Below are 7468 nucleotides of genomic sequence, written 5' to 3'. Positions count from 1 at the left end.
GGAGGAGACAAGGAATACCCTATGGAGTCGGTGCGTGACGAGTTGGCCGGTAAGATTGGATATTTTTCTTGTCTTTAGGTCACGCACCCTACGACTGTTCGCTGTCTTTACTGGTGACTGGTGACTGAAACACTGCTCACTGTAAAAGGTGATTGTCTTCACTGCGACTCGCCGAGCAAGATTCTAAATTTTATGTTAAGAATTAATAAACTGTAAAAAATTATACAGAAATACGATATATTAGTTAGTGCAAGGCAAAAACTGATAGACAAACCCCGATTTCTCTGGAGGACGATAAGATGTCTCTTACCGATCGCAGCCGTGCTTTAATGAGCCGCCATCACCAAAACATCCGCAACCGCCAGCAATCGCTGCTGAGTCGCGCGGCGGCTGAAGTGGGAATGCCCGGTGAAACGGCCGAACATTGGACGCACATTCAAGGAAAACCCGCGTACAATAATGCGATTTCTTACGATCGCAGTAATGCAGCGATGAGCTAAACCCCCCAGCATTGAAGGATGCAGCGAAGCCACAAACCCCTTCACTTGCGAATAAGAGCCTTCGCGTCAGGAAATTGTCCCTGGCGCGGTCTTTTTTTGAAGACAAACTATGCGGTGTGACGCACTGTTAGCGCGATCGCGCTATCATCCCCCCAGAGCCGAACCTATCTAAATCCATGAGTTTGTCCGATACCTATGTACTGGTTTCTCACGGCAGCCACGATCGCCGTCCCGGTGAGGAAATGAGGCGACTGGCAACGTTGTTGTCTGCCAAGATACCAGCGGCGACCATAGAAACAGCCGTTTTAGAATGTCACCCCCAACCGCTTCACCGACAACTGCTCGAGATTCTCGATCGCTCCCCCCACTCTAGCGGCGTTCTGTACCTCGTACCGCTGTTTCTCCTCCGTGGCGTTCACGTCAAGGAAGACATTCCCGAAGAAGTGGACTCGGTACGTCGTCAGCTTCGGGACACTTGGTCGATTCGAGTCTTACCCCATATCGGCGATCGTCCCGAGATGCTGTCAGTGTTACACCGTCCCATGGCCGCCGTCGAAGCGATCGAGGCTTGGGTGGTCGTATCTCACGGAAGCCGCAGACCGGGTGGAAACGATGCGGTCGATCGCATGGCGCATCAGTTGCAGCAACGTCTCGAAATGCCCGTGAGTCCTGCCTATTGGTCTGTTTCTCCCGACCTGGACGCGCAGATGTCAGACCTGTTAGAAACGGGGGTACGGTCGATCGGTGTTTTTCCGTATTTCCTATTTTCGGGAGGGTTGACGGACGCGATCGCCGATCGCCTCCAACACTGGCGCGATCGGTTTCCCGAGATTCGACTGTCGTTTGCCTCTCCTATCGGTACGACACCCGATTTCGTGGAAGTGGTATCGCACCTGATTTCGACCGCCACTCCGACGATCGCTTCAACCTCATCTCCATAGCGATCGCGAGGGATCTCTGTACCTCTCAAATCGATCGCTCTGACGGAAAATCGGGAAACTCTGAGACACAGCCGAGTTCTCGTTCGAGAATTTGTAATTCCGACAGGGCGCGATCGAGGGACGCATGACACTGGTAGGGTTGCAGTTCGGGATATCCGGCCAACTGTTCCAAACAGGCTCGCACCGTCAGTAATGCAGCGTGTGCGCGATCGGGGGCGACTTGCGATCGCGGTAGAACCGATGTCGTCAGACCGACCACTCTCTGGGCGGTCAGTTCGCGGACAGTACGCTGGAGCGTTTCGACGACGCCGTACATTTCCAGTGGGTCGAAAATTCGTAACAAGCTGGTTTGCGTCACGATACCGAGCTGATATCCCCAGTCCCACGAGACGACCATCCGCCGAACGTGTCGTTTCTGCATTTCTTGATGAGCCGTCCACAGAGAATCCTCGGGTTTGAGGAGAAATAAGGGCGAACTCATCACCGTTGCGGCATCTAGCGTGTTAACGTCGAGTTCTAAGGACTGGAACTGCACGATGTCTCGTTCGGTGACGATACCGATGGGAAGGTGGCGATCGTCGATATCCTCCGTCGTGAGGACGACACAGCTAACTCGGGCGTTAGCCATCAGGTGCGCGACCTTGACGAGCGGTACGTCCGAGGGCGCACACACGACGGGAGAGGTCATTACTTCTGAGACTCGCCGCAACTTGAGTAAGTTACTCGGCCGGATAACACGGCGAATGCTGTTGGGGGTGACGATACCGACCCAGCGATCGCGATCGTCGACGATCGCCAAATGTCGGATGCGGTAACGGCGAAAGAGAAATAACGCAGCAAAAATATCTTGTAAGTCGGTTTCGGATAACGTCACGACGGGACAGGTCATCACATCGGCGATAGTTTGACCTGAGAGGGGTATGCCTATAGCCGTCAGCCGGACTAGGTCTCGTTCGGTAAAAATGCCGAGGATGCGGCGATCGGCATCGGCCACTAGAGCGCAACTTTGACGCTGGGTGACACAAACGGATGGGGAGGTCGTATGAGGGGCGAACGTACAGCGATCTTCTCTAATACAGCTCATCGACGCAATGACATCGAGAACGGCAGCGTTTGGCGGTACGACGAGGGGGAAGCGATCGATAGCCTCTTCCAAGGTGGGGATGCTAGTAGACGGTTCTTCAAACGGCATTGTCCGGCAGAGGCAACTTGGCGTTCACAACGGGATCTCGATGCAATTGTATCGATTCCGAGGGATGTTACACCAAAACCGTAGAAAACCTTAATACTCTTTACTTTCGCAACTTTTTGGTATAGAGTAAAGAGATGTTATAGGCAACAAAGTTTTAACTCAAGTCATAATCGGGGTTGTATTGTCCTAGAGAGCGCTCGTTTTGAGGACGTTCTTTAGGAAATCGATCGCCGTTCGAGACACAGCAATCAAGTCAAAGACTGGGGCGGACGAACCCGAAAGTCGCTCGACAGTCTCGGCATACGACCGTAAAGGCGATCGAGAACGCGCTTGACAGAAATACGCCGCCATTGCTGGCCGCGTTTCGTTTGATAGCCGTTTTCATTGAGCCAACCGGCGATTTGCTGAAGTGACTTTCCCGATTTATGGTGGCGTCGGATAGCATCGATCGTTTCCTGTTCGATGGGGTCTGCGACGAGTTCGCCGTTTTCAGTTTTCTGTCCGAAAGGCGGCGAGCCGTACCCAGCGTATCCGCCCCGTGCAGCTTTGGCTCGACGACCGCGTTCTAATCGTTGCCAAATTTCGCCTTTATCAACTGTCATAGTTCTCGTCAATCGAACGACTTTAGTAAACGTATGTTAGCGCAAACTCTTTCTACGACTCCTTCGCTGTCTGTGGTTCCGACGAACGTGCCGTATCTCGAGGAGGGCGATCTCGACTGTCTTTTAAGCAGCGATCGCCCGCTTTTAGTTTACTGCACGGCGCAGTGGTGCGGTCCCTGTCTGGCGTTCGAGCCGTATATCGATCGATTGGCCCGGGACTACTCAGGACGAGTGCGTGTCGTCAAACTCGACACTGACGATCGCCCTGAGATCGTCTCGCAATTACAGGTTCGGAGCATTCCCTCTCTGATGGTCTTTTATAATGGCGAACTCGTTGAAAATTTGGTGGGACTCGCACCGTATCCAAAACTACGTAACCTCGCGGATGAAGTTTTATCGATAGCGTCTCGCATCTCAGCCCCGAACTCTCGATAAAACTCCGAGATAGCACTGGATTTTTTAAAGTTAAAAGCTTCTGAAATATCTCGTAGGAACGGTAAAACAAACGAACCTACGAGATATTTTTTTGAATTTACCAACTTATAAAAAACAAACCCTTCGATCGTTATTTTGGATTCAATAACAAAAAAATAAATAATCAAAACTCATCTATTTTTTCTTCCTGTCAGGAGTTATGTATCTAACCATTGGTAGGGTGGGCAATGCCCACCGACTTTTCCATTTAGTGCCAAGTAGTCCCAAATGAGTCGCCAAAAATTAAAACATCAGAAAAAATCTGATTCCCTGTTCCCGATTCCCGATTCCCGATTCCCTGTTTGTTCCAATTTTGTTACATAACTGATTTAGGGTTGCTATAGTTTCGGTTGAACTGCGTCAGTCCTACATTAAATAGAAAATCTAAGACTTTTTAAGAGTGAATAAGGTTAATTTTGGCGGACAAAATAAGCGTATTGGCACAATACTCATACCAATGCCAGAGTTAACATAAAGATGATTTTCGGATCGACCGTAATCCTTCGCCCAACCATCCGCATGAACTTTATCTTGTCGTGCCAATTTCAACCAAGATAAATGTGGCGTTCCGGGGACTCTCACCTGTCCTCCATGGGTGTGTCCGGCGACAGCAAATGGAGCTGACTCTGCCGGGAACTTCTCGAACGAATCTGGATTGTGCATCATTACAATTCTGGGTTCGCTCGTGGGTAAATCCCTTAAAGCTTGCCGAACTTTATCTCGATTTGCCCATAACGATCCTATTCCAACTAGGCTTAAATACTCTGATTTTAACGATTCGTTGCGATCGTGAAGTTTCAGGTGAACCACTTCGTTTTCTAACACTTCAACTCCTATAGAATTGAGTGCAGTTTTTAAACGATCGGCACTTTCAACGTCGGGAGAAGCAGACTGACTTTTCATCCGATAGTCGTGATTTCCCAATACAGCATAAGTGGGGATTTCCGCTTCGACTAGGGGACGAACGATCGCGACAGCCGTTTCAATGTCTTCCTGAAGATTAGAACCGGGATGGTAAATAAAATCGCCCGTAATTAAGACGACAGCAGGTCGAGCTTCCACTAAGCGAGCGACACTGCGACGAGCCGTACCGCGATTGTCTCCCCACAGTCCAATTTGAAAGTCCGAAATCTGGCCGACTTGCTGGTTTTGCCAAGCAGTCGGAAGATTGGGGATTTTAGCAATTTCAGTGTCTGTAACGAGGATGCGAGGCTCTATAAAACTCCAAACTATCAATACAATCGCTATCGTTACGACCCACGAGATAGCAGTTTTTAGTTTTTGAAAGAGATGGTTCACGATCTTAATAATAAATGTAAATTTCGTTCGACAGCCAAAAAAGTTTTTGCTCGAAAAACGACGAGATTCAATTTGTTAAAATCAGGATATAGCAATCCTAAATGGTTTGCGGAAACAGATCGGCTGAAAACCCCATACTGCAATGATTCATATTGAAAACAATCCGCAAACAAAGTCATACTGCTATACATCTCACTTTTGTAAAAATATGAGTTTGAGGTAGGTTGGACTTCTTCGCTCAGTCTATGGGTGGAGCGATCGCGAAACCCAACAACAGCTCAATTCAGTGCAGAGACTCCGATCTGATAAATTTACATTTTTTAGATGCACCCTAAAATCGAGCGTGGTGGCACTATCCGATCGCTCCGCCGAACACAACAAAGATAGTCTGAAATCTCGAAATCACGATCGCTCGGCGCGAGAGAGCATTCTACAACTTTCGAGTCTTTACAATATCGATCGCCAACTCAGCCTACAACAGCGAGACTTCTTCAATATAGTTCGCACATCAAATCTCGACCTCCAGCCGTCGAGAACGCGGCGATCGACGATTCTGTACCCGTCCGCTGTCGAGCGAAGCGACTCGACTCAAGTTGGAACATTGGGAAAGAAGCCCTAACTTCTCTGTGTTTACCCCCCATTTTGATGCTGTTACGGGATACCTCGGGCTACGCTGGCATGGAAGCGCACTTAAAGGATTTGCTGTCGTGCCTTTTTCGATAAAGCGGCAGATGCCTATCGGTATCAAAATATTTAGCATTGCTGCCAGTATGCTGGGGTTGTTGCTGGTGGTCGTGTATGTGTCGTCGGAGCGGTTGCGGCGGGTGAACGAAGAAATTGACTCGTTAGTAGAGTACACGATTCCCATCACCGATGCAGTCGCGCGATTGGACGTTCGCGCCCTCGAACAAGAAGTGTTACTCGAACGTATCTTCAAGCACTACACCCGAGAACCGATCGATCGCGCGCAGATTGCAGAAGAAATCGCCGAGTTCGATCGACGCACGTTAGAGATCGAAGAGGCGTTATCCGGCGCAGCAACCCGAGCAGAACGGACGATCGCCCTCGCGAACGCTCACAACGAGCGACAAGAACTGACAACCGTTGTCTCGATGCTGGAGGCGGCCGGACGAGAATATCGCAATTTTCACGATCGCGCGGTTCGAGTTCTCTCGTTACTCCAAGACGGCGCGTTGACCGAAGCACAGCAATTGCAACAGGATCTGGTCGAAGACGAAGCCAACCTCGATCGCAGTCTCGAAGCAATCCTGCTCGAAATGGAATCCTTCACCGTCGCCAGTGCGCGATCGGCCCAACAACACCAAGAAACCGTACAACAACTCAGCTTGACGATCGCCCTTCTCGCAACACTGTTGGGGGGAATGGGAGCGTGGCTGGTCACGCTAGGATTAGTCCACCCGATCCGACAGCTCATCCGACAGATGCGAGCGATCCAGCACGGAGATTTTAACGTTCGAGCGACGGTGTCGAGCCGAGACGAAGTGGCGATCTTGGCCGACGCGTTCGATCGTATGGTTGGAGAGCTGCAATCGAAACTCGAACTCGAAGAAACTTTCGGTCGGTACGTCGATTCCCGAGCGATCGAGCAACTTCTCGCGAGCGCTGAAGACCCGAAAACAACGGGCGATTGCCAAATCGTCACCGTGTCGTTTGCCGACGTAGAGGGGTTTAGCGAGATTAACGAAACGCGATCGCCCGATGCACTGGTGGCGACGATCGACCAGTATCTGACCCTCATGTCACAGCCGATCGGCCAGCAGTCGGGCGTTATCGATAAGTTTATCCATACTACGGTGATGGGATTTTGGAGTCCGCCCTTTTGCGATACCAGCGATCGCGCTCGGCTCGCCTGCAACGCGGCTTTGGCACAACGCAAGCAACTCCCACAGATCGAACGACTGCTGCGATCGCACCTTCCCGACGACACCCCGCTTTCCGACCTTCACCTGCGGGTCGGTATTGCGTCGGGATCGCTGGTGGTGGGAAATATGGGATCGGCAACGGCCAAGAAATCTTACACGGTAATGGGCGATACGGTTAACATCGCCGCACGGCTCAAAGGCGTCAGCAAACAATACGGCGTGGAGATCGCCCTAGACGACAGCACGGAAATGCTGTTGGGCGATCGCTATGCCACGCGCGAACTCGACTGGATTAAAGTCGTCGGGAAAGAAGAACCCGTGCGAGTTTACGAACTGCTCGGCTGGCAAGACGAACTCGACGACGAAACCCGCCAAAGACAAGACGAGTTTGCTCGCGGTCTCGCTGCGTACCGACACCGTCAGTGGGATACAGCACAGAAGCATTTTTCGGCTTGCTCGATGGGCGATCGCCCCGATCCTCCCGCCTTACTCTACCTCAACCGCATCGAGACACTACGCGATCGCCCCTTACCCGAAAATTGGGATGGCGTGTGGCAGCTAACGAGCAAATGATTCC

The 7468-nt window shown here is 51.0% G+C and carries 8 protein-coding genes; 5 read left to right on the top strand and 3 right to left on the bottom strand.

What is annotated here, in order from left to right:
* The first annotated feature begins 299 nt into the window (after window positions 1–299).
* Window positions 300–500: a glutamine synthetase inactivation factor IF7A gene (gene gifA / locus POG22_RS22955; protein WP_026097780.1), complete on the top strand. Its 201-nt coding sequence runs from the start codon at window positions 300–302 to the stop codon at window positions 498–500.
* 176 nt (window positions 501–676) lie between these two features.
* Window positions 677–1441, top strand: coding sequence for a sirohydrochlorin chelatase (locus POG22_RS22950; protein ID WP_063719493.1), 765 nt, complete (start codon window positions 677–679; stop codon window positions 1439–1441).
* A 25-nt stretch (window positions 1442–1466) separates the two neighbouring features.
* On the opposite strand, the gene POG22_RS22945 is transcribed toward POG22_RS22950, so the two are convergent.
* Both POG22_RS22945 and POG22_RS22940 read right to left on the bottom strand, forming a co-directional pair.
* Window positions 1467–2633, bottom strand: a complete 1167-nt coding sequence (locus tag POG22_RS22945) for a CBS domain-containing protein (RefSeq protein WP_498907260.1) — start codon at window positions 2631–2633, stop codon at window positions 1467–1469.
* Window positions 2634–2881: 248 nt separating this feature from the next.
* A complete protein-coding gene (locus tag POG22_RS22940; RefSeq protein WP_063719491.1) occupies window positions 2882–3235 on the bottom strand; it encodes a recombinase family protein in 354 nt (117 codons plus the stop codon).
* Window positions 3236–3268: 33 nt separating this feature from the next.
* Here POG22_RS22940 and POG22_RS22935 point away from each other — a divergent pair, with 33 nt between their 5' ends.
* Entirely contained in the window at window positions 3269–3670 is a 402-nt protein-coding gene (locus POG22_RS22935) for a thioredoxin family protein (RefSeq protein ID WP_498907259.1), read from the top strand.
* 423 nt (window positions 3671–4093) lie between these two features.
* On the opposite strand, the gene POG22_RS22930 is transcribed toward POG22_RS22935, so the two are convergent.
* A complete protein-coding gene (locus POG22_RS22930; protein WP_498907258.1) occupies window positions 4094–5008 on the bottom strand; it encodes a metallophosphoesterase in 915 nt (304 codons plus the stop codon).
* 346 nt (window positions 5009–5354) lie between these two features.
* On the opposite strand from POG22_RS22930, the gene POG22_RS22925 reads away from it, so the two are divergent.
* Together POG22_RS22925 and POG22_RS22920 are read left to right on the top strand one after the other, a co-directional pair.
* Entirely contained in the window at window positions 5355–5627 is a 273-nt protein-coding gene (locus POG22_RS22925) for a hypothetical protein (RefSeq protein ID WP_498907257.1), read from the top strand.
* A gap of 112 nt (window positions 5628–5739) precedes the next feature.
* A complete protein-coding gene (locus tag POG22_RS22920) occupies window positions 5740–7464 on the top strand; it encodes an adenylate/guanylate cyclase domain-containing protein (RefSeq protein ID WP_498907256.1) in 1725 nt (574 codons plus the stop codon).
* Window positions 7465–7468: the final 4 nt, after the last annotated feature.

The sequence above is a fragment of the Geitlerinema sp. CS-897 genome, from assembly GCF_028368005.1.
Lineage (GTDB): Bacteria > Cyanobacteriota > Cyanobacteriia > Cyanobacteriales > Geitlerinemataceae > Baaleninema > Baaleninema simplex.
This window is presented reverse-complemented; position numbering and strand designations above follow the sequence as displayed.

Bases quoted from the DNA above. Each gene is read 5' to 3' on its own strand.
- gifA (WP_026097780.1), top strand. From the start codon at position 300: ATGTCTCTTACCGATCGCAGCCGTGCTTTAATGAGCCGCCATCACCAA.
- POG22_RS22950 (WP_063719493.1), top strand. From the start codon at position 677: ATGAGTTTGTCCGATACCTATGTACTGGTTTCTCACGGCAGCCACGAT.
- POG22_RS22945 (WP_498907260.1), bottom strand. From the start codon at position 2,633: ATGCCGTTTGAAGAACCGTCTACTAGCATCCCCACCTTGGAAGAGGCT.
- POG22_RS22940 (WP_063719491.1), bottom strand. From the start codon at position 3,235: ATGACAGTTGATAAAGGCGAAATTTGGCAACGATTAGAACGCGGTCGT.
- POG22_RS22935 (WP_498907259.1), top strand. From the start codon at position 3,269: ATGTTAGCGCAAACTCTTTCTACGACTCCTTCGCTGTCTGTGGTTCCG.
- POG22_RS22920 (WP_498907256.1), top strand. From the start codon at position 5,740: ATGCCTATCGGTATCAAAATATTTAGCATTGCTGCCAGTATGCTGGGG.